Origin of the sequence: Streptomyces longisporoflavus, from assembly GCF_014649775.1 — a bacterium.
In the GTDB taxonomy this organism is placed as follows: Bacteria; Actinomycetota; Actinomycetes; order Streptomycetales; family Streptomycetaceae; genus Streptomyces; species Streptomyces longisporoflavus.
On record NZ_BMTR01000009.1, the window covers coordinates 275,295 to 297,935 of the forward strand.

20 protein-coding genes and 1 pseudogene are annotated in these 22,641 nt (G+C 72.2%); 10 read left to right on the forward strand and 11 right to left on the reverse strand.

The window, feature by feature from the left end:
- Positions 1 to 26 precede the first annotated feature (26 nt).
- Complete coding sequence (locus IE226_RS20355; RefSeq protein WP_190082718.1) at positions 27 to 1,451, reverse strand: GH39 family glycosyl hydrolase; 1,425 nt, start codon at positions 1,449 to 1,451, stop codon at positions 27 to 29.
- Positions 1,452 to 1,558: 107 nt separating this feature from the next.
- Between IE226_RS20355 and IE226_RS20360 the strand changes: the two genes are divergently transcribed.
- Entirely contained in the window at positions 1,559 to 2,653 is a 1,095-nt protein-coding gene (locus tag IE226_RS20360; RefSeq protein WP_190082719.1) for a DUF5925 domain-containing protein, read from the forward strand.
- Positions 2,654 to 2,716: 63 nt separating this feature from the next.
- Here IE226_RS20360 and IE226_RS20365 read toward each other — a convergent pair whose 3' ends face one another.
- Positions 2,717 to 3,106 (reverse strand): GntR family transcriptional regulator, encoded by a 390-nt coding sequence (locus tag IE226_RS20365; RefSeq protein ID WP_190082720.1) that lies wholly within the window; start codon positions 3,104 to 3,106, stop codon positions 2,717 to 2,719.
- Positions 3,107 to 3,175: 69 nt separating this feature from the next.
- Here IE226_RS20365 and IE226_RS20370 point away from each other — a divergent pair, with 69 nt between their 5' ends.
- Together IE226_RS20370 and IE226_RS20375 are read left to right on the forward strand one after the other, a co-directional pair.
- Complete coding sequence (locus IE226_RS20370) at positions 3,176 to 4,105, forward strand: GNAT family N-acetyltransferase (RefSeq protein ID WP_190082721.1); 930 nt, start codon at positions 3,176 to 3,178, stop codon at positions 4,103 to 4,105.
- Positions 4,086 to 4,625, forward strand: coding sequence for a ribonuclease FAU-1 family protein (locus tag IE226_RS20375; protein WP_190082722.1), 540 nt, complete (start codon positions 4,086 to 4,088; stop codon positions 4,623 to 4,625). Before IE226_RS20370 ends, IE226_RS20375 begins: the two co-directional genes overlap by 20 nt.
- Positions 4,626 to 4,688: 63 nt before the next feature.
- Here the strand turns inward: IE226_RS20375 and IE226_RS20380 are convergent.
- Positions 4,689 to 5,588 (reverse strand): annotated as a pseudogene (locus IE226_RS20380) (NUDIX domain-containing protein); the annotation flags it as partial.
- Positions 5,589 to 5,729: 141 nt separating this feature from the next.
- Between IE226_RS20380 and IE226_RS20385 the strand changes: the two are divergent.
- Positions 5,730 to 5,870 carry a hypothetical protein gene (locus tag IE226_RS20385; RefSeq protein ID WP_190082724.1) on the forward strand — a complete coding sequence of 47 codons (141 nt, stop codon included), beginning with the start codon at positions 5,730 to 5,732 and terminating at the stop codon, positions 5,868 to 5,870.
- Positions 5,871 to 5,999: 129 nt separating this feature from the next.
- Here IE226_RS20385 and IE226_RS20390 read toward each other — a convergent pair whose 3' ends face one another.
- From IE226_RS20390 to IE226_RS20400, 3 genes are read right to left on the reverse strand one after another with little or no spacing between them, the layout of a single operon-like run.
- Positions 6,000 to 7,508: a tripartite tricarboxylate transporter permease gene (locus tag IE226_RS20390; protein ID WP_190082725.1), complete on the reverse strand. Its 1,509-nt coding sequence runs from the start codon at positions 7,506 to 7,508 to the stop codon at positions 6,000 to 6,002.
- Position 7,509: 1 nt separating this feature from the next.
- Entirely contained in the window at positions 7,510 to 8,067 is a 558-nt protein-coding gene (locus IE226_RS20395) for a tripartite tricarboxylate transporter TctB family protein (protein ID WP_373307000.1), read from the reverse strand.
- On the reverse strand, positions 8,064 to 9,047 hold the full coding sequence (locus IE226_RS20400) for a Bug family tripartite tricarboxylate transporter substrate binding protein (RefSeq protein ID WP_190082809.1): 984 nt from the start codon (positions 9,045 to 9,047) through the stop codon (positions 8,064 to 8,066). Before IE226_RS20400 ends, IE226_RS20395 begins: the two co-directional genes overlap by 4 nt.
- 230 nt (positions 9,048 to 9,277) lie before the next feature.
- Between IE226_RS20400 and IE226_RS20405 the strand changes: the two genes are divergently transcribed.
- Complete coding sequence (locus IE226_RS20405) at positions 9,278 to 9,964, forward strand: response regulator (protein ID WP_190082726.1); 687 nt, start codon at positions 9,278 to 9,280, stop codon at positions 9,962 to 9,964.
- 48 nt (positions 9,965 to 10,012) lie between these two features.
- On the opposite strand, the gene IE226_RS20410 is transcribed toward IE226_RS20405, so the two are convergent.
- Positions 10,013 to 10,294 (reverse strand): hypothetical protein, encoded by a 282-nt coding sequence (locus IE226_RS20410; RefSeq protein WP_190082727.1) that lies wholly within the window; start codon positions 10,292 to 10,294, stop codon positions 10,013 to 10,015.
- A 322-nt stretch (positions 10,295 to 10,616) separates the two neighbouring features.
- On the opposite strand from IE226_RS20410, the gene IE226_RS20415 reads away from it, so the two are divergent.
- A complete protein-coding gene (locus tag IE226_RS20415) occupies positions 10,617 to 11,645 on the forward strand; it encodes a lytic polysaccharide monooxygenase auxiliary activity family 9 protein (protein WP_190082728.1) in 1,029 nt (342 codons plus the stop codon).
- A gap of 91 nt (positions 11,646 to 11,736) precedes the next feature.
- Here IE226_RS20415 and IE226_RS20420 read toward each other — a convergent pair whose 3' ends face one another.
- Positions 11,737 to 12,450, reverse strand: coding sequence for a response regulator (locus IE226_RS20420; RefSeq protein ID WP_190082729.1), 714 nt, complete (start codon positions 12,448 to 12,450; stop codon positions 11,737 to 11,739).
- The gene (locus tag IE226_RS20425) at positions 12,447 to 13,736 is read right to left on the reverse strand and encodes a sensor histidine kinase (RefSeq protein ID WP_190082730.1); all 1,290 of its coding nucleotides are present in this window, start codon (positions 13,734 to 13,736) and stop codon (positions 12,447 to 12,449) included. Before IE226_RS20425 ends, IE226_RS20420 begins: the two co-directional genes overlap by 4 nt.
- A gap of 133 nt (positions 13,737 to 13,869) precedes the next feature.
- Here IE226_RS20425 and IE226_RS20430 point away from each other — a divergent pair, with 133 nt between their 5' ends.
- Complete coding sequence (locus IE226_RS20430) at positions 13,870 to 14,778, forward strand: ABC transporter ATP-binding protein (RefSeq protein ID WP_190082731.1); 909 nt, start codon at positions 13,870 to 13,872, stop codon at positions 14,776 to 14,778.
- Positions 14,775 to 15,638, forward strand: a complete 864-nt coding sequence (locus IE226_RS20435) for an ABC transporter permease (RefSeq protein ID WP_190082732.1) — start codon at positions 14,775 to 14,777, stop codon at positions 15,636 to 15,638. The genes IE226_RS20430 and IE226_RS20435 overlap by 4 nt, the downstream gene beginning before the upstream one ends.
- Positions 15,639 to 15,656: 18 nt before the next feature.
- Here the strand turns inward: IE226_RS20435 and IE226_RS20440 are convergent, their stop codons facing one another.
- Positions 15,657 to 16,631, reverse strand: a complete 975-nt coding sequence (locus IE226_RS20440; protein WP_190082733.1) for a DNA polymerase Y family protein — start codon at positions 16,629 to 16,631, stop codon at positions 15,657 to 15,659.
- On the reverse strand, positions 16,628 to 20,083 hold the full coding sequence (locus tag IE226_RS20445; protein ID WP_190082734.1) for a DNA polymerase III subunit alpha: 3,456 nt from the start codon (positions 20,081 to 20,083) through the stop codon (positions 16,628 to 16,630). Before IE226_RS20445 ends, IE226_RS20440 begins: the two co-directional genes overlap by 4 nt.
- A 164-nt stretch (positions 20,084 to 20,247) precedes the next feature.
- On the opposite strand from IE226_RS20445, the gene IE226_RS20450 reads away from it, so the two are divergent.
- Positions 20,248 to 21,294 (forward strand): DUF3533 domain-containing protein, encoded by a 1,047-nt coding sequence (locus tag IE226_RS20450; RefSeq protein WP_190082735.1) that lies wholly within the window; start codon positions 20,248 to 20,250, stop codon positions 21,292 to 21,294.
- 67 nt (positions 21,295 to 21,361) lie between these two features.
- A complete protein-coding gene (locus IE226_RS20455) occupies positions 21,362 to 22,549 on the forward strand; it encodes an AAA family ATPase (RefSeq protein ID WP_190082736.1) in 1,188 nt (395 codons plus the stop codon).
- Positions 22,550 to 22,641: the final 92 nt, after the last annotated feature.

The following is a 22,641-nucleotide window of genomic DNA, read 5'->3' on the forward strand; positions in this document are numbered from 1 at the left end:
GCGCGGGCGGGAGCGGCTGACGCGGGTCAACGCTTCAGCCACTTCACCCCGTACCCCTTCATCGGGAACCTCTTGCCGTCGATCTTCGCGCTGATCGGGCGGTCGAGGGTGTTCACGACGAGGACCGTGTCCTGGTCCGCGAGGACACGTACGTTCGGTACGTCGTCGGCGGCGACGGAGACCTTCTCGTACTGCGTGCCCGGCGGGAACGCGGCGCTGAACCGGGAGAGCATCTCCAGCATCGGCAGTTCCGTGCCGCCGTCGTCGAGTTCCGTGGAGCGCCACAGACAGCCCGCGCAGTCCTCGCCCCTCTTCTGCGGGTTCCAGTAGAAGCCGCTGCTCGCGCCGCCGCGCGCCATCGCCATCAGACCCGAGGCCTGCACGGCGACGCGGTGCGGCTCGGACCAGTCGTCGCGGTCGTCGTTGCTGTCGCCCGGTTCCACGTAGTACTCGGCCCACCACAGGGGCAGGTCGCCGGTGCGTTCGCGGACCCACTTTCCGACCGCCGTGAGCTTGTCGGTGGCCTTGAACTCGTCGGGGAGCATCTCGTCGTCCACGGTGTAGCTGGAACCGTCCACGACGACGAAGTCCGCGCCCGCCTTGTTCTTGTTCCAGTAGTCGAAGGCGTCGAGCACGCGTTGGTCCATGCGGCCCCAGGCGCCCTCGACCTCCGTCGACGCCCCCTCGGTCTGGCGCGGGTCGACGCTGTCCATGACGAGGTAGGGGCCGCCGACCAGGATGTCCTTGTTGACCTTCTTGAGTTCCTTGTAGACGAGGTTGTAGAGATCGGTGTAACCCTCGTAGTCCCAGCGGGCCTCTTCGCTGTTCCAGAAGCCCTTGAATTCGTTCCAGACGATGAAGTGCCGTACGTCCGGATAACGCTTGGCGACGGTCGCCGCGAGCTTGGCGTAGTCCTTGAAGTGGGCGCGCTCAGGGGCGGTCTCCAGGGCCTGCTGGCTCCAGTCGGTGTTGTCCGCGCCGGGCTTGCCGCCCTTCATCCAGTCCGGGGCGCAGCACAGGGTGACGACCGGCGTGCCGTCGGTGGCGCGGATGAAGTCCATCCGGCTGTCCATCGCCGAGAAGTCGTAACGGCCCTTGACGGGCTCGGGGTTGCCCGCGCCCCAGCCCATGATGTGCTGGATCTGCGGCAGGGGACGCGGCTGGTCCGCGAGCATCTCCTCGGCGCGCCGCGTGGCCGCCTCGCCGCCTTCGTCCGCGCTGTACTGGGTGTGGGTGAAGCCCCAGCCGACGGCCGGTTTCGCGTCGCCGGGCGGGACGGCCGGGGTGCCGTGCACCTTGTCCCCGTCGCGTGTGGTGCCCTCGGTGCCCGTGTCGTCACCGGGGAGCGTGGTGACGACGGTCAGGATCAGGGCCAGTGCGGCCACGCCTACTCCGAGCAGCGCGATGAGCCGCCACCGCTGTGCCCCCGAATTCCACCCATGACGTCCCATCAAGGGCAATCGTAACCGGGTTGGTTGGCGATACGACAGGTCGCGTAGCGATGCGGAGTGCGTAAACCGGGATGCACGAGTGCACATACGTGCCGGATCATGGCGGCATGTCTGCGAACCCCCAGGACGCCCTGCCGATCCGGCTCAACGTAGACGACAGCGACTCCCCGTCGGATGTCGTGGACGCCCTCTTCCTCGGCCGCTTCGCCACCGGCGAGCAGCCCTTCTCGCACAGCTCCAACATCGACCGCGTCAAGCCCGGCGTCTCCCTGCTCCCGCCGGGAGCGACGGTGCTGCGCGCGGCCCTCGACGACGACCGCAGCGCGACGCTGGCCGAAGGCGACGGCTGGACGCTCCTGGTCTCCCGCTGGAAGCACGGCGCGGACGTGACGGTGACCGCGACGACCGCCGATCTCGCGGACAAGGTCCTGAAGCAGGCGACGGACGGCGCGCAGGACGAGCCCGAACCCCAGCCGGAGAACGTGACCATGGGGTTCTGGTACGTGTCCCCGAGGCGCGGTCCGCACCGCACCACGCGCCAGATCTCGGCGGGTACGTGGCAGGACGTGCGGCAGAACTACACCGCGCCGGTCGCCGAGGCCATGGACTCCCTGATGAAGACGGGCCCCGAGGACATCTCGGGGCGCCTCCTGCTCCTGCACGGTCCGCCGGGCACGGGCAAGACGTCGGCGCTGCGGACGCTCGCGCGGTCCTGGCGCGACTGGTGCCAGGTGGACTGTGTCCTGGACCCGGAGCGGCTGTTCAGCGACGTGGGCTATCTGATGGACATCGCGATCGGCGAGGAGGACGGCACGGCGAAGGGCCGCTGGCGGCTGCTGCTCCTCGAAGACTGCGACGAGCTGATCCGGGGCGAGGCGAAGCACACCGCGGGGCAGGCGTTGTCGCGGTTGCTGAACCTGACGGACGGGCTGCTCGGGCAGGGTCGCAACGTCCTGGTGGGCGTCACGACGAACGAGGATCTGGAGCGGCTCCACCCCGCCGTGGTCAGGCCCGGCCGGTGTCTCGCCCGTATCGAGGTCGGGGGCCTGACCCGCGCCGAGTCCATCGACTGGCTCGGCACGGAGGAGGGGGTCCCGCGCGAGGGTGCGACGCTGGCGGAGCTGTACGCGTTGCGGCGCGGTACGGCCCCTACGTCGGTCCCGGATCCCCGGGAAGGCGCGGACTCGGGGCTCTACCTGTAGCGGTCCCTCGCCGCGGGCGGGCGTTTGACCGGGCGTCACGTGCCGCGTCCGCCCGGGGCAGGTTCATCCCGGGTCCCCGTAGGCCGCCCGCAGAGCCTCCCGCGCGACGGCGAGCGCCTCGTCCTCGGTCAGACCGAGTCGGCGGGCCCGCCCGGCAAAGGACTGGGCCGCTGCCGCGGCCTCCCGCGCCACCACATCCCCCGCGGCGGCGATGAACGTACCGTTGCGCCCCCGCGTCTCGATCACCCCGTCCGTCTCGAGCTGCCGGTAGGACTTGGCGACCGTATTGGCGGCAAGCCCCAGCTCCCCGGCGAGCGCCCGCACGGTCGGCAGCTTGTACCCCACCGGCAGCGCGCCGCTCCGGGCCTGTTCGGCGATCTGGGCCCGCACCTGCTCGTAGGGGGGCGCTCCGCCCGGGCCGGCGCCACTGTCGATCTCGATCTTCAACGTCACGCGGCGATTGTCCCGCACCCACGGAAAATAAGAGGCACCCCGACGCACCCGCGCGTAGCGTGCGGCCCCATGACCGTCCTCGTCCGCGCCCTGCGCCCCGGCAACACGTCCGACGCCGAGGCGTTCGCCGCCGTCCGCCGGGCCTGCGTACCCGCCATGCTCGCCACCGCCGACTCGGTCCTGTTCGACCTGGCGCACGCCCATCCCGGCTCCCGCTACCGCCAGTTGGCGGCCGAGGCCGACGGGGAGATCATCGGCACCGCGCAGGTGGGCATCGCCCACGACAGCCCCGAGCCGGGCCAGGGCTTCGCCAACGTCTACGTACTGCCAGGGCGGCGCGGGCTCGGGGCGGGCTCGCTGATCCTGCGGACGGCGGAGGAGTACCTCGCGGGCGAGGGTGCCGTCACGGTCTTCTCCTGGGTTCTCGACGACCCCGCGAACCGCGCCTTCGCCGAGCGGCGCGGCTACCGCGCGAGCCGCTCGGCCCACTTCCTCCGTCTCGACCTGGCCGGCGGCCCGCTGCCGCCGCGCCAGGAGCCGCCCGCCAGAGTGGAGCTGCGCACGGGGGCGGACTTCGGGGACGACCCGCGTGCCCTCTTCGACCTGGACGCGGAGACCGTCGCGGACGAACCGGGCGATGTGGCAGCGGAGTTCACGGACTACGAGCACTGGCTCGCCGAGACCTGGAACCACCCCCTGGTGGACCGCGGACTGACCTCGGTGGCGGTGGTGGACGGCCGTCCCGCCGCGTTCACCCTGGCCCGCACGGACGACGCGGCGCGTTACGCGAGCGGCATGACCGGCACCGCGCGCGCGTTCCGCGGGCGCGGCCTCGCCAAGCTCGCCAAGAACGACTCCCTGCACCGGGCACGCGCCGCCGGCTACGCCGAGGCGTTCACCGGCAACGACGCCGGGAACGAGCCGATGCTGGCGATCAACAAGTGGTTCGGTTACGAGATCTGCGCGACGGAGGTACGCCATGTCCGAAGCCTCGGCTGAGAAGACGCCGGCCGAGAGGGTCGAAGTGGTCCTGACCAAGGCGGGACGCACGAAGATCCGCTATCCGGCGGAGGTCGTCGCGGACGACGGCACCGAGGTGACGGTCCGCGCCCCGTGGGCGGCGGCCGGGGTCCGGGACTTCGGCTTCGTACGCTTCGAGCCCGGCGATGTCTTCACGGAGCACTACTGGCGCGACCGCTGGTACGCCGTGAAGGAGGTCCGCACCCCGGCGGGCGTCCTGAAGGGCTGGTACTGCGACGTGACGCGCCCCGCGGTACGGGACGGCGCCACGCTCACGGTGGAGGACCTGGACCTCGACCTGTGGTGCTCGGCGGACGGCGCGACGATCCTGCGCCTGGACGAGGACGAGTTCGCCGGGAGCGGCCTCGCGGGCAGGGACCCCGGGGCGGCGTCCGCGGCCCTGTCCGCCCTGAACACACTGGAAGACCTGGCCCGCGCCGGAACCCTGCTGTCCCCTGCCCGGTCCCTGTCGGACGCGGACCCCGGCCTCGCGCCTTAGGACCGCCGTCCGCGCCGGACGGGCCCGGAGAACCGGCTCGTCCGGCGATCACCCGGTCCGCGATCACCCGGTCCGCGACCCCCTGGCCACCAGTTCCACCTCGAATCCCGCCCCGTCCTCCAGATACGCCGCGCGGTGTTCCCCGCCGCCCGCGAACGGATGCCGCTCCGGGAAGAGCAACGACCACCCGTGCCCGGGAGCCTCGGCCACGATGCGGTCCAGCTCCGGCCCGCTCGCCACATGGAACGCCAGATGGTTCAGGCCGGGCAGCAGCCGGTCGTGCCGCCCGCCCCGCATGTCCGGCGACTGCTCGAGGACCACATACGCCCCGCCCCGCCGCCAGCTCCCACCGCGCTCCCACCGCTGCTCGCGGACATGCCCCAGCTCTCCGAGCAGCCAGCCCCACGACGCCTCGGCGGCCGCGAAGTCGGGCACCCAGAGCTCCACGTGGTGCGCGCCCCGCGCGGACGAGAGCGCGACACTCCGCTTGGCCCCGCCACTCGCGAACTCCACCGCGTCCCCCTCCTCCTGCCAGTGCAGGGCGAACCGCTCCCCCGAGCGCCAGGCCTCAAGGGCCGCCCTGCAGTACGCCACCATGTCGTCCGGGAGCGTGTCCGTCCTGTGCCAGGTGAGTTCGGCGCACTTGTCCGGCTCGGCGTTGAAGGGCTCTCCGCCCGTGCCGTACGCCGTCTCGAAGAACCAGCCGATGCGGGGTTCCTCGCCGGGGCCGCGGTGCTGGAGGACCAGTTCGGCGGTGACGTCGCCGGGGGCGAGGGCGAGGCCGATCTCTTCGCGGGCCTCGCGGACGACGGCCATACGGACGTCCTCGCCGGGCTCGACGTGGCCGGAGGGGAGGTGGAGCAGGCCGTCGGCGTACCCGGTGTCGGCGCGGCGGGTGAGGAGCACCTCGTCGCCGCGGCGGACGATGAGGTGGACGTCCACCACCTCCTTGTGCCGGCGGGGTGCGGGCAGGGCCTCGTCGCGCTCGATCGTCATCCGGTGATGGTGACACCCGCCACTGACAATCCATGTTCGACGAGAAACCCTCCCGGCAGAGGTCTACAGACGTCCCACCTTGGACATCGGTAGTACAGGGAGGCAGCCATGCGCCGTGTGACCGTGCACAAGACCGTCGGTAAGCCCACCAATCGGCAGATCCGGGAGAAGTCCGAGGAGCGCGAACGGCTTCGCGAGCGCCCCGAGGTCCGCAAGGACATCCAGCGGACCTGGTGGCCCGACGGGTGAGATCCGGCGCGCGGACGACGCCGGACGCCGCGCGACAGCGATCACCGGCCAGAGGGTTTTCCGTCACCGCCTGCACGGCGGGAACGTCGGCGGCGGTGGCGGGGCGGACGGCGTCGGGTGCGAGCGGGCTCATGCCTTTACGTCTGCGTCACTCCTCCGTCCCCGCACCAGCAGTTTCCTCAGGAGCGGCCACAGCACGATCAGCGCGATGACCGCGTACACCGTGATCGAGAAGGGCGTGTCGACCAGGCCGCTGACGCTGCCGTCGCTGATCTGCAGGGCGCGGCGCAGCTGCTGCTCGGCGTTGGGTCCGAGGATGACGCCGATGACCGCGGGCAGGACGGGCAGGCCGTAGCGCCGCATGCCGAAACCGATCAGGCCGATGATCAGCAGGATCACCAGGTCCAGGGCCTCGCCGCCCACCGCGTACGCGCCGACCGCGGCGAAGAAGAGGATGCCCGCGTAGAGGTAGGGCCGCGGGATGCGGAGCAACTTCGCCCAGACGGGGGCCAGCGGCAGGTTCAGGGCAAGGAGCAGGACCATGCCCACGAAGAGGGACGCGATCAGGCCCCACACCAGGTCCGGTTCGCGCTCGAAGAGGAGCGGGCCCGGCTGGATGCCGTACTGCTGGAAGGCCGCGAGCATGACCGCCGCCACCGCCGTGGTGGGCAGGCCGAGCGTGAGCATCGAGACCAGGGTGCCGGCCGCCGATGCCGACGACGCCGACTCGGGGCCCGCCACGCCCTCGATCGCGCCCTTGCCCCACTCGTCCTTGTGCTTGGACAGGCGCTTCTCGGTGACGTACGAGAGGAAGGTGGGGATCTCCGCGCCGCCCGCGGGGATCGCGCCGAACGGGAAGCCGATGAACGGGCCGCGCAGCCAGGACTTCCAGGTGCGCTTGACGTCGGCCTTGCCGAGCCAGGGGCGGCCGACCGGGATCGCCTCGCCGCTGGTGCGCCGCAGGTGGGCGGCGACCCACAGGGCCTCGCCGATCGCGAAGAGGCCCACGGCGACGATCACCACGTCAATACCGTCGGCGAGTTGGAGCGAGCCGAAGGTCAGGCGCTGCTGCCCGGTCATCTGGTCGAGGCCGACCAGGCCGAGGGTGAGGCCGATGAGGAGCGAGGCGAGTCCTCGTACGCGCGAGGAGCCGAGCACGGAGGTGACCGCGATGAACGCGAGGACCATGATGGCGAAGTAGTCGGGCGCCCCGAGGTCGACCGCGAGGTCCGCGACGGTCGGCGCGAGCGCCACCAGGAGGATCGTGCCGATGATGCCGCCCGCGAAGTGGCCGATGGCGGCGGCCGCGAGCGCCTGTGCGCCCCGGCCGGACTTGGCCATCGGATTGCCTTCCATCGCCGCCACCACCGCGGCGCTCTCACCTGGTGTGTTGAGCAGGATCGAGGTCGTGGAGCCGCCGAACATCGCTCCGTAGTAGATGCCCGCGAACATGATGAACGCGCCGGTCGGCTCCAGGCCGTACGTCACGGGGAGCAGCAGGGCCACCGCCATCGCTGGGCCGATGCCGGGCAGGACGCCGATCGCTGTGCCCAGGAGCACGCCGACGGCGGCCCAGAGCAGGTTGACGGGGGTGAGGGCCGTGCCGAAGCCGTCCATCAGGGAGTTGAAGGCGTTCATGTCACAGCACTCCCATCAGCGGCCCGCCGGGCAGCGGCACCCCGAGCAGGTTGTTGAAGACGACGTACGTGAGCAGGGAGAGCACTGCCGCGATGAGCGGATCGCGGTCAAGATGGCGGCTGCCGAGCGCGTAGGCGGCGCCCCAGAAGAGCAGGGCGCCCGCGACGGGGAAGCCGAGCGGTTCGATGAGGACGGCGGCGCCGAGGAAGACTCCGGCGAGGAGCAGCACGGTGCGCCAGTCGGCGGGTTCGGACAGGTCGATGTCCTCGCCGCCCTCCGCCTCGCCGCGGCCGCCGCGCAGGACGTCGACGGCGAGCAGGACGGCGACGACCAGGAGGCCGATGCCCACGGCGATCGGGACCGTCTTGGGGCCGATCGGGCCGCGCTGGGCGATCTCGACGTCCATCGTGAGCGCGTCACCGAGAACGAGCACGCCGAGGGCAAGCAGCATGACGGACACGCCGAGTTCGGAGTGCTCGCGCAGCCAGGCGCGGCGGCCGCTCCCGCTCCCCTCGGGCGGGGGCAGCGGGGTCGGCGGGGTGTCGGTCGTCGTCGTCACAGTCCCAGCTCCTTCAGCACGGACACCACGCTCTTGTCCTGTTCGGCCAGGAAGTCGCCGAACTTGTCGCCGGTGAGGAACGCGTCGTCCCAGCCGTTGGTCTTGAGGGACTCGCGCCACTGCGGGGAGTCGTGGAGCTTGGTGACCAGGCCGGTGAGCTTCTTGCGTTCCGCGTCGGAGAGGCCGGGCGGGGCGACGACGCCGCGCCAGTTGGTGAAGTCCACGTCGTAGCCGGACTCCTTGAGGGTCGGCCCGTCCAGGCCCTTGGCCCGCTTGGGTCCGGTGGTGGCCAGCAGGCGAAGCTCGCCCGACTTGATCTGGTCGAGGTACTCGCCGACGCCCGAGACGCCGAAGGCGACCTTCTTGCCGAGGATCGAGGCGAGGAGTTCGCCGCCGCCGTCGAAGGGGACGTAGTTGACCTTCTTCGGGGCGATCCCGGCGGCGCGTGCCATCAGCATCGGGGCGAGGTGGTCGGGGCCGCCGGGGGACGAGCCGCCGCCGACCGGAAGCTTGCCCGGATTCTTCTTCCAGGCCGTGATCAGCTGCTTGATGTTCTTGTACGGGGAGTCCTTGGCGACCACGACGACGTCCGGCTCCTCGGTGAGGCGGGCGATGGGCGTGGTGTCGGCGAGGGTCTTGGGCGAGTCGTTGGAGCGTGCGGCGCCGACGACGCCAAGCCCCATGGACATCGCGAGCTTGCCGTTGCCGTGCTCGCCGACGAGGCGGCTCAGGCCCACGGTGCCGCCCGCGCCGGGCAGGTTGAACACCTCGATGTTGTGGGTGAGTCCGGCGTCCTCGGCGTTCTTCGCCGCGGTGCGGGCGGTGATGTCGTAGCCGCCGCCGGGCGTGTTGGGGACCATGAAGCGCAGGCCGGGGATCTGTGTGCCGGTCTCGGCGCCGCTGCCCGTGGAGAGCAGCGGCGGCCCGGCGAGCACGAGCAGCGCGGCCCCGAGCAGGGCAAGGGGTGTGCGCAGACGCAACGGTGCCACCACCTGTCGGTACTTAGTCGGTACGTAGTCAGTACGTAGTCGGTCGTACGGGGGAATGGGCGCGGCCGGGCTCCCCGTGGGGGAAGGGAACCCGGCCGCTGTCCGCGGGGACGGGGATATCTGTGAGGTGGCCCACATGTTGCCTGGGCGTTAAGAAGCTGTCTCTCTTCCGGAATCAACGGACGTTGTGGTCGTTGTGGTCGCGCCCATAGCCTGCGGCGATGACAAGGGTGCTGGTCGTGGACGACGACTTCATGGTCGCCAAGCTGCACAGCCGATATGTGTCCGCGGTGGACGGATTCTCGGTGGTGGGAGTGGCGCACAGCGGCGCGGAGGCGCTGGCGGCGGTGGAGCGGCTGCGCCCCGATCTGGTGCTCCTCGACGTCTATCTGCCCGATATGGATGGCATCGCGGTGCTACGGGAGCTGCGTTCCTTCGAGGAGCGCGACCGGGGCAGGCAGCCGCTGGACGCGCTGTTCATCACGGCGGCGCGGGACGCGGAGATCGTGCGGGCGGCGCTGCGGGCCGGAGCGCTGCACTATTTGATCAAGCCGTTCAACCAGGCGGCGCTGCGCGAGCAGTTGCTGCACGTGGCGGCGTTGCGGGCCCGCCTCGACGGTCTGGACGAGGCACGCCAGGAGGACGTCGACCAGATCTTCGGCCCCCGCCCGCCCGGCTCCCGCGAGCTGCCCAAGGGCCTCGCGGCACACACGGCGGACCTGGTCGAGCAGACGCTGCGGGGCCACCCCGAGGGCCTGTCCGCCTCGGAGTGCGCGCAGGAGGGCACGCTCTCCCGGGTCAGCGCCCGCCGCTACCTGGAGTTCTTCGCGGACACGGGGCGGGTCGAGGTGACGCTGCGGTACGGGGGGACGGGGCGGCCGGAGCGGCGGTACCGGTGGGTGCGGTGAGCCGTACCGCCCACGGAGAGGGGCATGTGCCGTCCCGGCCCGCGGAGGTCAACGGCGGGCCGTACCGGGGCGGTAGCCCTGACAGCAGATCAGACAGGCGCCGAACCTGCCCCTCGCCTCGGCCAGCGGTTTGCGTTCGGGCGTGTGGATCTCCTTGCCCTGGCGGCCGGCCTGCCGCTGTCCGTCGAGCAGCCCGGCACAGCGCGTCGTGCGGTGGAAGACCGATCCGCCGGCGGTGACGAAGACATGGGAGGGCAGTCCGTCGGGAGGCGGCGCGCACTCCGTGCACTGCTCGACCAGCATTTCGTGAACGCATCTCTTGTCCGCCATGCCCTCATGCTTCCGCCGGGCATCATGCGCGACAAGAGTGGATCACGCCTTTCACGCACTCCCCCGCCCCTCCCACGGCCCCTCGCGACGCCCCTCGCGACGCCCCAGCCTCAGCCCCCGGTTAGCCCTCCCTTAAACCCACCATAAAGATCGCCATCACCCCCTCCCAGCAGGCGAATTCAGGGATTTCAGCGGTTAGTTTTCTCGTCGCCGGGCCGGTTGCGAACCGTCGGCGCCGCACGTGATCGGGGGGCGGCACCGGCCGTTCGCATCCGGCTCGTGTCCCCCACCCCCCAAGAAACGCCGCTGAGGAGAACCACTCATGACTGCACGCCGCAAGGTCGTCGCGATCGCCGCCGTCGGCATCGCCCCGCTCGCCCTGACCGCCCTGTCGGCCGCGCCGGCCGCCGCGCACGGTTCGATGACGGACCCGGTGAGCCGTGTCTCCGCGTGCTTCCAGGAGGGCCCGGAGTCGCCGAAGTCGGCCGCGTGCAAGGCCGCCGTCGCCGCCAGTGGCGCGCAGGCCTTCTACGACTGGAACGGCGTGAACATCGCCAACGCCGCGGGCAAGTCGAAGGAGATCATCCCCGACGGCAAGCTGTGCAGCGCGGGCAACGACAAGTACAAGGGTCTCGACCTGCCGCGGGCCGACTGGCCGTCCAGCAAGATGTCCGGCGGCAACCACACCTTCCACTACAAGGGCACCGCCCCGCACAAGGGCTCCTTCGAGCTGTACATCACGAAGGACTCGTACGACCCGTCCAAGCCGCTGAAGTGGTCGGACCTGGAGGAGAAGCCCTTCGTCGACGTGGCCGACCCGAAGATGGAGAACGGTGACTACGTCTTCGACGGCAAGGTCCCGGCCAAGTCGGGCCGCCACCTGATCTACTCGATCTGGCAGCGCTCGGACTCCCCCGAGGCCTTCTACACCTGCTCCGACGTCGTCTTCGGCAAGGACAGCGGCGGTGGCGAGGCCGCCGCTCCCGCCCCGACCGCCTCGGCACCCTCCGAGCAGGACATCGCCGCGGGCGCCGAGAAGTCCACCGTCGAGCACCACGGCCACGGTGACGGCGACGCCAAGACGGGCGCCGAGGCCACCGAGGCGGCCCCGGCCGCGGGTGGCGACACCGGAGCGGGCGATGACACCGCCGCGGGTGACGACGCCGCCGCCAACCGGCCCGAGGTGAACGGCGGCGACGCGAAGCCCGTCGCCGCCGACGAGAACCTCGCCGAGACCGGCGGCGACAGCACCACCCCGTACATCGCGATCGGCGGCGCCGCCGCGCTCGCCGTCGGCGCCGCCGCCATGTTCGGCACGGCCCGCCGCCGCACGGCGCGCCACGGCCGCTGAACCAGGCAGGACGTACTGAGCCGCCGCTGACGGGGTCAGCGGCGGCTCCCTGCTCAGGAGGGAAGGGCCCGGGAACGGAACCCCTGAGCGCTTACCGCGAAGGCGACACCAGCCCCACCTCGTAGGCGATGATGACCAGTTGGACCCGGTCGCGGGAGTCCAGCTTGGTGAAGAGCCGCGCCACATGCGCCTTGACCGTGGCCACGGTGATGACGAGCTCGGCCGCGATCTCCCCGTTGGAGAACCCGCGGCCGATCAGCGTGAGCACCTCGCACTCGCGGTCGGTGATCCCGTCGAGGGTCCGCCGTCCCCGCGACGAGGGGTCGGGACGCGCGGCGAACTCCGCGATCAGGCGCCGGGTTACGCTCGGCGCGATCAGGCCGTCCCCGGCGGCCACCACCTGGATCGCGTCGAGGATGGCCTCCAGCGCCATGTCCTTGACGAGGAACCCGCTCGCACCGGCGCGGAGCGCGCCGTACACGTAATCGTCGTCGTCGAAGGTGGTGAGGACGAGGACGCGCGTCGCCGCCACCTCGGCGGTGATCAGGCGGGTCGCCTCGATGCCGTCCATGCCGGGCATGCGGATGTCCATCACGACGACGTCGGGGCGGATGTCGCGGGCCAGTTGTACCGCTTCGGCGCCCGTCCCGGCCTCCCCCACGACCTCAAGACCGGGTGTGTCGGCCATCAGGACGCGCAGGCCCGCGCGGACGAGGGGCTGGTCGTCGGCGAGGACGACCCGGACGACGGGACCGGTGGGGCCGGTGGGGCCGACCGGATTCGTGGAACTCGTGGGGCCGGTCATCGTGCCTCCCCCGGCGGCAGCGGCAGCAGCGCCGCCACCCGGAAGCCGCCTTCGGGGCGCGGCCCCGCGGTGAACCGGCCGTGCAGCAGGGCGACCCGTTCCCGCATGCCGACCAGACCGAACCCCGTACCCGCGGGCAGCCCGCCCCGCCCCCCGTCCTCGACCTCCAGGGACAGCTCGCCGTCCCGCCTCTCGACGGTCACCCTGCAGGTGTCCGTTCCCGCGTGCCGTACGACATTGGTCAGAGCCTCCTGGAGTATGCGGAACGCGGCCAGATCGATGTCGGGCGGCAGCGGGCCGCCGTCCCCCACCCGGCGGATCTCCGCACGGACCCCGGCGTCCCGCGTCGCGGCGGCCAGCCGGTCGATGTCGCCGAGGCCGGGGGCCGGTTCGCGGGGCGGCGCCGCCCCCTCGGCAGCTGTCGAGGTCACGCCTGGCCCCGGCTCCGACCCCGCCTCTGCCTCCGGCCTGCGCAACGCGACCAGCGTCCGGCGGAGCCCTGCGAGGGTCTCCCTGCTGGTGTTCTCGATGGTGGTGAGCGCGTTGCGGGCCTCGGCGGGCTGGGTGTCGATGACCCGGCTGCCCACGCCCGCCTGGATCGCTATGACGCCGATGCTGTGCGCGATCATGTCGTGCAACTCCCGTGCGATACGCAGCCGTTCGGCGGTGATGGCGCGGGCCGTCGCCTGGGCGCGCAGGGCCTCGGCGTGTGTGCGGCGCTCACGGAGCGAATTCCCCGCCGTCCAGGCCGTGACGAGGAGGACGGCGACGAGCAGGGCGCTCTGGTCACTGCTGCTCGCCCACCCGGAGGGCGCGCACCCCTGCGGGGAGTACGGAGGAGAACAGCCCCGGTCCGGCGGGAAGCCGAAGAGGGAGCCCATCTGTGCCGTGAAGGCCATCAGGGCGGCGATCACCGACGTACGGCGCCGGCGGGTGGCCGCGATGTACCCGACGGCGCAGACCCCGGCGAGGACCTGCAAGTAACTGACCTCCGTCGTGCTCATCTCCATCGTGGCCGTGACCCCGCCGAGGAGCAGCAGGAACAGGGCGGGCAGCGGTCTGCGCCGCAGCAGCGAGGCGACCACGGCCGCGAGCACGATCGACGCGAGGACCATCAGGAGGTCGAAGCCCTGCCGCCCGTCGGAGAACGTGACATACGTGACGGCGGGGAAGACGACGGCCCCGCTCCAGGCCAGGCCCGCGCGCACGGCCTTGCGCAGGCCCGGGCGCGCGCCGCTTGTGCCCGCGCCCTTCGCGGGCTGCGGCTGACCTGGCGTGACGTTCATGCGCCGATCGTATGCGGCAGACCCCCGCGGGGGTATTGGCCTGCGGTCGTACGCCCGGGGGCTGTTGAAGCCACCTCGGGTGTGGCCGACGGCCCGATGCCGAGGGGCCCCGGCCCGCGACACCGTGGAGCACATGATCGAAGTCACTGAGCTGACAAAGCGGTACGGAGACACCACTGCCGTCGACCGCCTGAGCTTCACCGTGCGCCCCGGCCGGGTCACGGGGTTCCTCGGCCCGAACGGGGCGGGCAAGACCACGACGCTGCGGATGCTGCTCGGCCTGGTCGGACCCACCGCAGGCACCGCCACCATCGACGGCCGCGCCTTCGCGTCCCGGCCGCGCGGCCTGCGTCATGTCGGCGCGCTGCTCGACGCGGGCGACGTGCACGGCGGCCGCACCGCCCGCGCCCATCTGCGCGCCCTGGCCCACGGCAACGACATCCCCCGGGGGCGGGTGGCCGAGGTCCTCGGCGAAGTCGGCCTCACGGACGTGGCACACCGGCGCGTGGGCGGCTTCTCGCTGGGCATGCGGCAACGCCTGGGGATCGCCACCGCGCTGCTCGGCGACCCGCCGGTACTCCTCTTCGACGAACCCCTCAACGGCCTCGACCCGGAAGGCGTGCTCTGGGTGCGCAGGCTGTTCCGGCGGCTGGCCGCCGAAGGGCGCACCGTGTTCGTGTCCAGCCATCTCATGTCGGAGATGGAGAACACCGCCGACCAGCTCGTCGTCATCGGGCGCGGCGAACTCATCGCCGCCGAGAGCGTCACCGACTTCGCCGCTCGCGGCACCCGTCTGAGCGTCACGGTCCGCACGCCCGACGCCCCCGCCCTGACGGAGCTCCTGACGGCCGAGGGCGCCTGTGTCGAGGCGGACGGCGAAGCCCTCACCGTCACCGGCCTGCCCGCGGCCCCGATCGGCGACCTCGCCTTCCGGCACGGGATACGGCTCCACGAACTCGCCACCCGCTCCGCGTCCCTGGAAGAGGCGTTCATGGAACTCACCGCCGACAGCGTCGAATACCTCGCGGGAGACGCCCGATGACGACCGTCACCCCTCCCTTCGTCACCGCCGCCGGACCCCGGGCCCGCTTCCGTCACCTCGTCGCCGCCGAGTGGATCAAGCTGTGGTCGCTGCGCTCCACCTACTGGGTCCTCGCGGCCGGCGCGCTGATCGTCGTCGGGATCAACGCGAACTCCGCCCGGGTCAACCTCGACTGGCTGACGCACCAGGATCGGGTCGCCGCCGGGGAGGGTCCGGGCGCCGGGACAGGGCCCGTGTACGACGCGATGTCGAGCGCGTTCGTCGACCCCGCCTGGCAGCTCCTCATGGTCGTCGCGGGCAGCGTGGGCGCTCTCGCGGTTTTCGGCGAGTACACCAGCGGCCTGATCCGTACGACGTTCACGGCCGTCCCCGACCGGGGTGCGGTGATGGCGGCCAAGGCGGCCGTCGTGTCGGCGGTGACGCTCGTGCTCGGCGCGGTCGTCTCCGTGGCCTCGTTCGGCGTGACGCAGGCGATCCTGCGGGAGCACGGTGGTCTGTCGATCGGCGATCCGGGCGCGCTGCGGGCCGTCGCGGCGTCCGCGCTGCTCGTGCCGCTGAGCGCGCTGGTCGGCATGGCCGTCGGCGCGCTGGTCCGGCACGCCACGGGCAGCATCGTCACGACCCTCGTGACGCTGATCCTGGCCCCCGCCTTCCTCCAGGGCGACACGTACCGGTGGGTGAAGGAGCTCGGCAACACGATGCCGGTGACGGCGTGGAGCACCCTGACCGAGAATCCCGCGATGGACTTCGCGCCGGTCAAGTACGCGTCGTCGGTCACCGAGGCGTGGATCGTGTTCGCGGTGTGGCCGCTGGTCGCGGTGGCCGTCCTGGTGACCGCCGTGCGCCGCCGGGACCTGTGAGGCGGTCCGGGCCCGGTGCTACGCCGCCAGCGTCCCCGGCACGATCGCGCCCGGCCCGAACTTCGCCCGCGCCCGGTCGGCCACCGCCTCGATCCGGCGGGCCCTGTCGTCCACCGGGTCGAACATCAGCTGGTGGGCGGCTTGTTCGGCGGGTCCGAGCCCTTCGGCGCGCAGCGAGATGCCCCGCACCCTGGCCCGCTGGAGGCCCAGTGCCTCGTACATCCGGTACGCCGAGCCGGTCAGCGCGCAGGAGTGGGCGGTCGGTTCGGGCAGCGTACGGGTGCGGGTGGTCGTGGAGCGGTCCGCGTACCGCACGGTGAGGGTCAGGGAGCGGCACACCTGGTCCTCGTCGCGCATCCGGGCGCCGAGTTCCTCGGTGAGCGAGAGCAGTGCCCTGCGGTGCCGGGCGGGGTTCAACTCGTCGCGGGGGAAGGGTCTTTCGGCGGCGAGAGAGCGGGCCGCCGCGTTCGGTACGACGCGCGTACGGTCGATGCCGTTCGCCGCCTCGTGCAGCTCCCGTCCCGCACGGGCGCCGACGAGGCGCTGCAGTGTGGACAGCGGCGCGGCGGCCACCTTGCCGATGGAGTCGAGCCCGTACTCGCAGAGGGTGCGGGCGGTGGCGCGGCCGACCCCCGGCAGTTCGGCGACCGGCTTCGGCCCGAGGAACTCCGCGACGGCGTCGGGCCCGGAGCCCACGGCCAGGGTCACTCCCGGTGCGGCGCCCCGCACGGCCATCCGCGCCAGCATCGGACCCGGCCCGGCGCCGATCACGCAGTCCACGCCGTGGTGGGCGAGCGCGCGCACCCTGATCACGGAGGCGAGTTCGACGGCGTCACGCCGGAAGTAGCGCATCGCTCCCCGCACGTCGACGAGCGCGGCGTCGGGCGGCAGGGCCTCGACGACCGGGCTGAACTCGCCGAGCAGCGCGAGCAGCCGGGGTACGGCGGCCTCGTACATCGGCGGCAGCAGGAACCGTACGCAGAGGGTGCTCATCCCGCGCTCCCGGAGCTCTGGTGCCACAACTTCCGTCCGGTCGCCGCCCGTTCGCCGGGCGGCCGGAGGTCGGCCCAGGGGTGCATCTCGTACCCCGTGGACATCCGGATGCGACGGCCACCGTCCGCCGGGGTTCCGTCGGACGCTTCGTCCGGTTCGGGCTCGGCAAGGCGTGCCCCCACCGCTTCGAGACCGCCCTCCTGACGCAGCTCCACGAGTTCCGCGAGGTTCCATGCCGCCTCGCCGACCACGCTGAGGCTGCGCGGCCCGCGCCGCTGCACCACTCCGCGCACGAGCAGCAGCCAGGAGTGGAAGACGGTGTGCGCGCACCGTTCGTGGGCGTCGTCGAAGAAGGCCAGGTCGACCAGGCCGGTGCCGTCGTCCAGGGTGGTGAAGATGACCCGCTTGCCGGAGCGGATCGGCGGGGTCTGGGTGGCCGCCTTGGCGCCCGCGACCAGGACGGTCGCCCCGTGTTCGGCCTCCCGCAGGCGACGGGCGTTCAGCACGCCGAGCTCCCGGAGGAACTCCGCGTGATCGCCCATGAGGTGGCGCGAGGAGTCCATGCCGAGGACGCCGAGTTCGGCGCTGAGCCGTTCGGCGTCGTCCAGGTCGGGCAGTCCCGCGGGGGCCGTCTTCCGCCCGCCGGACAAGGGGAGTTGGGCACCGGACGAGCCGCGCGCGCCCCGCCGCAGCTCCGTCAGGTGCAGCTGGAGGTCGCGGCGGTTGGCGCCGAACGCGTCGAGCGCGCCGACCTGCGCGAGCCGCTGCGCGACGGGCTTGCCCGGCCGTGCCCGTTCCCAGAAGTCGAGGAGCGAGGCGTACGGCTGCCCCTCCGCGATCCGTTCGGCCTCGGTCTCGCTGATGCCGTGGACGTCGGAAAGCGCGAGGCGCAGGCCCCAGACCTCCGGGGACCCAGGTTTATCAGACACTTTATCAGACACCAGTTCGATACGGTGAGCGACCGCCGACCGGTTCACGTCCAGGGGCAGGATCGGCACCCCCCGCCGCCGCGCGTCCGCGAGCAGCAGCCGCTTGGGGTACATGCCGGGGTCGTGCGTGAGCAACCCCGCGTAGAAAGCCGCCGGGTGATGGGCCTTCAGCCACGCCGACTGATAGGTGGGCACGGCGAAGGCGACCGCGTGCGCCTTGCAGAAACCGTACGAGCCGAAGGCCTCGATGATCTCCCAGGTCCGGCCGATCGTCTCGGCGTCGTACCCCTTCGCCGCCGCCTGCTGCGCGAACCAGAACCGGATCCGCCCCTGCGACTCGGGATCGGAGAGCCCGCGCCGCACCCGGTCCGCCTCGTCGCGCCCGCAGCCGGTCATGATGTCCACGATCTCGATGATCTGCTCGTGGAAGACGACGACGCCGTACGTCTCCTTGAGCGGGCCCGCCAGATCCGGGTGCGGATAGCGGATGGGCGCGCGGCCGTGCCTCGCCTCGATGAACGGCCGCACCATGTCGGCGGCGACCGGTCCGGGACGGAAGAGCGAGATGTCGACGACCAGGTCGTGGAAGGTCTCGGGCTGCAACCGCCCGACCAGGTCGCGCTGGCCCGGCGACTCGATCTGGAAGCAGCCCAGCGTCTCGGTGGACTTGATGAGTTGATACGTCGCCGGGTCCCCCGGCGCTACCGCGTCCACGTCCACCCGCTCGCCCGTGGCCCGCTCGACCTCCCCCACCGCGTGCGCCATCGCCGACTGCATCCGCACGCCGAGCACGTCGAGCTTGAGCAGCCCGAGGTCCTCCACGTCCTCCTTGTCGAACTGGGACATGGGCAGGTTCTCGCCGCTGGTGGGCACGACGGGCGTACGCGCGAGCAGCGAGGCGTCGGAGAGCAGCACCCCGCACGGGTGCATGGCGACCCCGCGCGGCAGCGCGTCCAGGGCCTCGACCAGCTCCCACAGGCGGCCGTGTTTGTGCGCCTCCCCCGCGACCGCGCGCAGTTCGGGCAGTTCCTCCATCGCCGAGCGCGCGTCCCGCGCGCGGATGTGCGGGAAGGACTTGGCGATCTTGTCGATCTCGGCGGGGTCCATGGAGAGGGCGGCGCCCACGTCACGGATGGCGTGGCGGACGCGGTAGGTCTCGGGCATGGCGACGGTCGCGACCCGGTCGGTGCCGAAGCGGTCGATGATCGCGCGGTAGACCTCGATGCGGCGGGCCGACTCCACGTCGATGTCGATGTCCGGCAGGACGGCCCGGCGTGTGGACAAGAACCGCTCCATGAGCAGCCCGTGCTCGACGGGGTCGGCGTGCGCGATGCCGATGAGGTGGTTGACCAGCGACCCGGCGCCGGAGCCGCGCGCCGCGACGCGGATCCCCAAGTCGCGTACATCGTCGACCACTTGGGCCACGGTGAGGAAGTAGGAGGCGAAGCCGTGGTACGCGATGATGTCCAGCTCGTGGTGCATCCGCTCCCAGTAGCCGCGGGCCCGGGGACCGCGGTCGTATCCCCGCAGCACCATGCCCGCCGCGGCCCGCGAGGCGAGCACGCGCTGCGCGCTGCGGCGCCCCGCGCCCACCAGGTGCGGTTCGGGGAAGCGCACGGAGCCGATGCCGATGTCGTCCTCGGGGTCGACCAGGCACTCGTCGGCGACCGACCGGGTCTGTTCGATGAGCCGGCGGGCGGTGTCACGGCGGAAACCGGCGGCCTCCACGATCCGCTCGGCGTTGCCCAGCATGGCGTCGGCGCCCTTCAGCCAGCGCTCCCCGCTGTCGAGCTTCCCGGCCGGGTCGACGGGTACGAGGCGGCGCGCGGCGTCGAGCACGTCGGCGACCGGTCCCATGCCCGGGTCGGCGTAGCGGACGGCGTTGCTCAGGACGGGGCGGACGCCCTGCTCGGCGGCGAAGCCGACGGTGCGCGCGGCCAGGCGCAGGGAGCCGGGGCCCGTGCCCTCGCGGCCGTGCCACACGGATTCCAGGCGCAGGGCGTCGCCGTAGCGCTCGCGCCAGGGGGCGAGGAGGCGGGCGGCCCGGTCGGGGCGCCCGGCGGCGAGCGCGCGCCCCACGTCGGAGGCGGGACCGAGCAGCACGGTCATGCCGTCGCCGTGGTTCTCCTCCCACGGCAGGACGGGCTGCCCCTCGCCGCCGCGGTGCGCGGCGGTGATCAGGCGGCAGAGCGCGGCCCAGCCGGTGGCGCCGTCGCGGGCGAGGAAGGTCACGCGCGGGGTCGACTCGTCGATGAAGGCGCCGCCGCGCACCGGGGTCCGCCGCCGCGCACCGGGCACCGAGGCCGGCTCCCCCACCGCGAGCTCGGTCCCGAACAGCGGCCGCACCCCCGCTTTCGCGCAGGCCTTGGCGAACCGGACGGCTCCCGCGAGGGTGTCCCGGTCGGTGAGGGCGAGGGCGTCCATGCCCCGCTCGGCGGCGCGCTCGGCGAGCCGCTCCGGGTGCGAGGCCCCGTACCGCGGGGAGAATCCGGAGACGGTGTGCAGATGCGTGAACCCTGGCACACGCACCTCCTGAAACCCTGAACCGATCCGATCTCACATCCCCCGCCTCCACCATAGACCAAGTTTCGAACGTACGTACGACACCCGAGTCGAACCGCACCCCTCTTCGCCCATTCGGCCCCGCCCACCTGCGAGAACACCGGGGGCCACGGAGCGTGGGAGGCATGAGTTTCACCGATGAGTTGAAGAGCGCCGTCACCCCGCGAGCAGCCCTGCTGGTCATCGGTGTACTGGCCCTGCAGCTGCTGTTCATCGCCTCCTACGTAGGGGCCCTGCACGACCCGAAACCCAAAGACGTGCCCTTCGGGGTCGTCGCTCCGGGCCCGGCGGCGAAGGAGACGTCGGACAAGCTCGCGAAGCTCCCCGGCGACCCGCTCGACCCGCGTGTGGTCAAGGACGAGGCCGCGGCCCGGCACCAGATCATGAACCGCGACATCGACGGCGCCCTGCTCGTCGACCCCAAGGGCACCGACGACACCCTCCTGGTCGGCTCGGGCGGCGGCACCGTACTCGCCACCGCCCTGGAGAAGATCGCCACCCAGGTCGACGGCGCCGAGAAGCGGACGGTCAAGGCCGTGGACGTGGCACCGGCCTCCCCCAGGGACTTCGACGGCCTCTCGTCCTTCTACCTGGTCGTCGGCTGGTGCGTCGGCGGCTATCTGTGCGCCTCGATCCTGGCGATCAGCGCGGGCGCCCGGGCCACCAACCGGCAGCGCGCCCTGATCAGGACCGGCGTCATGGCGCTCTACTCGATCGCGGGCGGTCTGGGCGGCGCGCTCATCATCGGGCCGGTCCTGGACGCCCTTCCCGGCAGCATCATGGGCCTGTGGGGCCTCGGCTCGCTCGTCGTCTTCTCGGTCGGCATGATCACGCTCGCCCTGCAGTCACTCACCGGCATCGTGGGCATCGGCCTCGCCGTCCTGCTCGTCGTGATCGCGGGCAACCCGAGCGCGGGCGGCGCCTTCCCGCTGCCGATGCTGCCGCCGTTCTGGAAGGCGATCGGCCCCTGGCTGCCGCCGGGCGCGGGCACCTGGGTGGCGCGCTCGATCGCGTACTTCAAGGGCAACGCGATCACCGGACCGATGCTGGTGCTCGCCGCCTGGGCGGTCCTCGGCACCGTCATCACCCTGGTCATGTCCGCGCTGCGCGGGGACCGCCAGCCGGGGCAGCGGCCCGCCATGGAGGAGGACACCGGCTCCCACCGCCGGTGAGCCGGGCGGGCCGCCCGGAAGGCCGCTCGCCGGGGCCGTTGTCAGACCCGGGTGCGAGGCTGGAGCGATGATCACCACCCTGGCGGTCGAGAACTACCGCTCCCTGCGCAAACTCATCGTCCCCCTGGACCGGCTGAACGTGGTCACGGGCGCGAACGGCACCGGCAAGTCCAGCCTGTATCGCGCGTTGCGGCTGCTCGCCGAGTCCGCGCGGGGCGGGGCGATCTCGGCACTGGCCCACGAAGGGGGCCTGCCCTCCACCCTGTGGGCGGGTCCGGGGAAGCTGGGCCGCGCCGTCCGCGAGGGACGCCATGCCGTCCAGGGCACGGTCCGCACCGAGCCCGTCAGCCTGCGCCTCGGCTTCGCCGGCGACGACTTCGGGTACGCGGTCGACTTCGGCCACCCCCAGTCCAGCGGCCCCGCCTCCCTGTTCAACCTCGATCCCGAGATCAAGCGCGAGGCCACCTGGGCCGGCCCGGTGCTCCGCCCGGCCGCGCTGCTCTCCGACCGCGCGGGGCCCGCCGTGCGCACCCGCACCGCCGACGGCGGCTGGCACCGCTCCGTGAACGAGATCCGTCCGTACGACAGCATGCTCAGCGAGCTCGCCGACCCGCAGCTGGCCCCGGACCTGCTCCGCCTGCGCGAGCTGATCAGATCCTGGCGCTTCTACGACCACGTGCGCACGGACGCCGAAGCACCCGCCCGCGCCGCCCGGGTCGGCACCCGCACCCCGGTGCTCAGCGGCGACGGCTCGGACCTCGCGGCCGCGCTCCAGACCATCCGCGAGACCGGCGACCACGCGGCGCTCGACGCCGCGGTGGACGACGCCTTCCCCGGCAGCCGAATCGACGTGGCCGACCACGGCGGACGGTTCGAGCTGCTGCTGCACCAGCACGGACTGCTGCGACCCCTCGGCGCCGCCGAGCTGTCCGACGGCACCCTGCGCTATCTGCTGTGGACGGCGGCCCTCCTCACTCCCCGGCCGCCCTCGCTCCTGGTCCTGAACGAGCCGGAGACGAGCCTGCACCCCGATCTCCTGCGCCCCCTCGCCGAGCTGATCCTCACCGCGACGAAGGACACGCAGATCGTCCTGGTGACCCACGCCCGGCCACTGGCGGACGCCATCGAGAAGGGCGCCCCGCGCCACCGCCTCGACGTGAACTCCATAGAACTGGTGAAGGAGTTCGGCCAGACGACGGTGTCAGGCAGGGAAAGCCTCCTCGACGAACCCCTCTGGCACTGGCCCAAGCGCTAGCAGCACCCGCAAGGGGCGCGAGGAACCGCGCGCCCAGCCACGTACGACCCGCGGCTCCAGACGGGCAACGCAGAGGGGCAACGCAGAGGGGC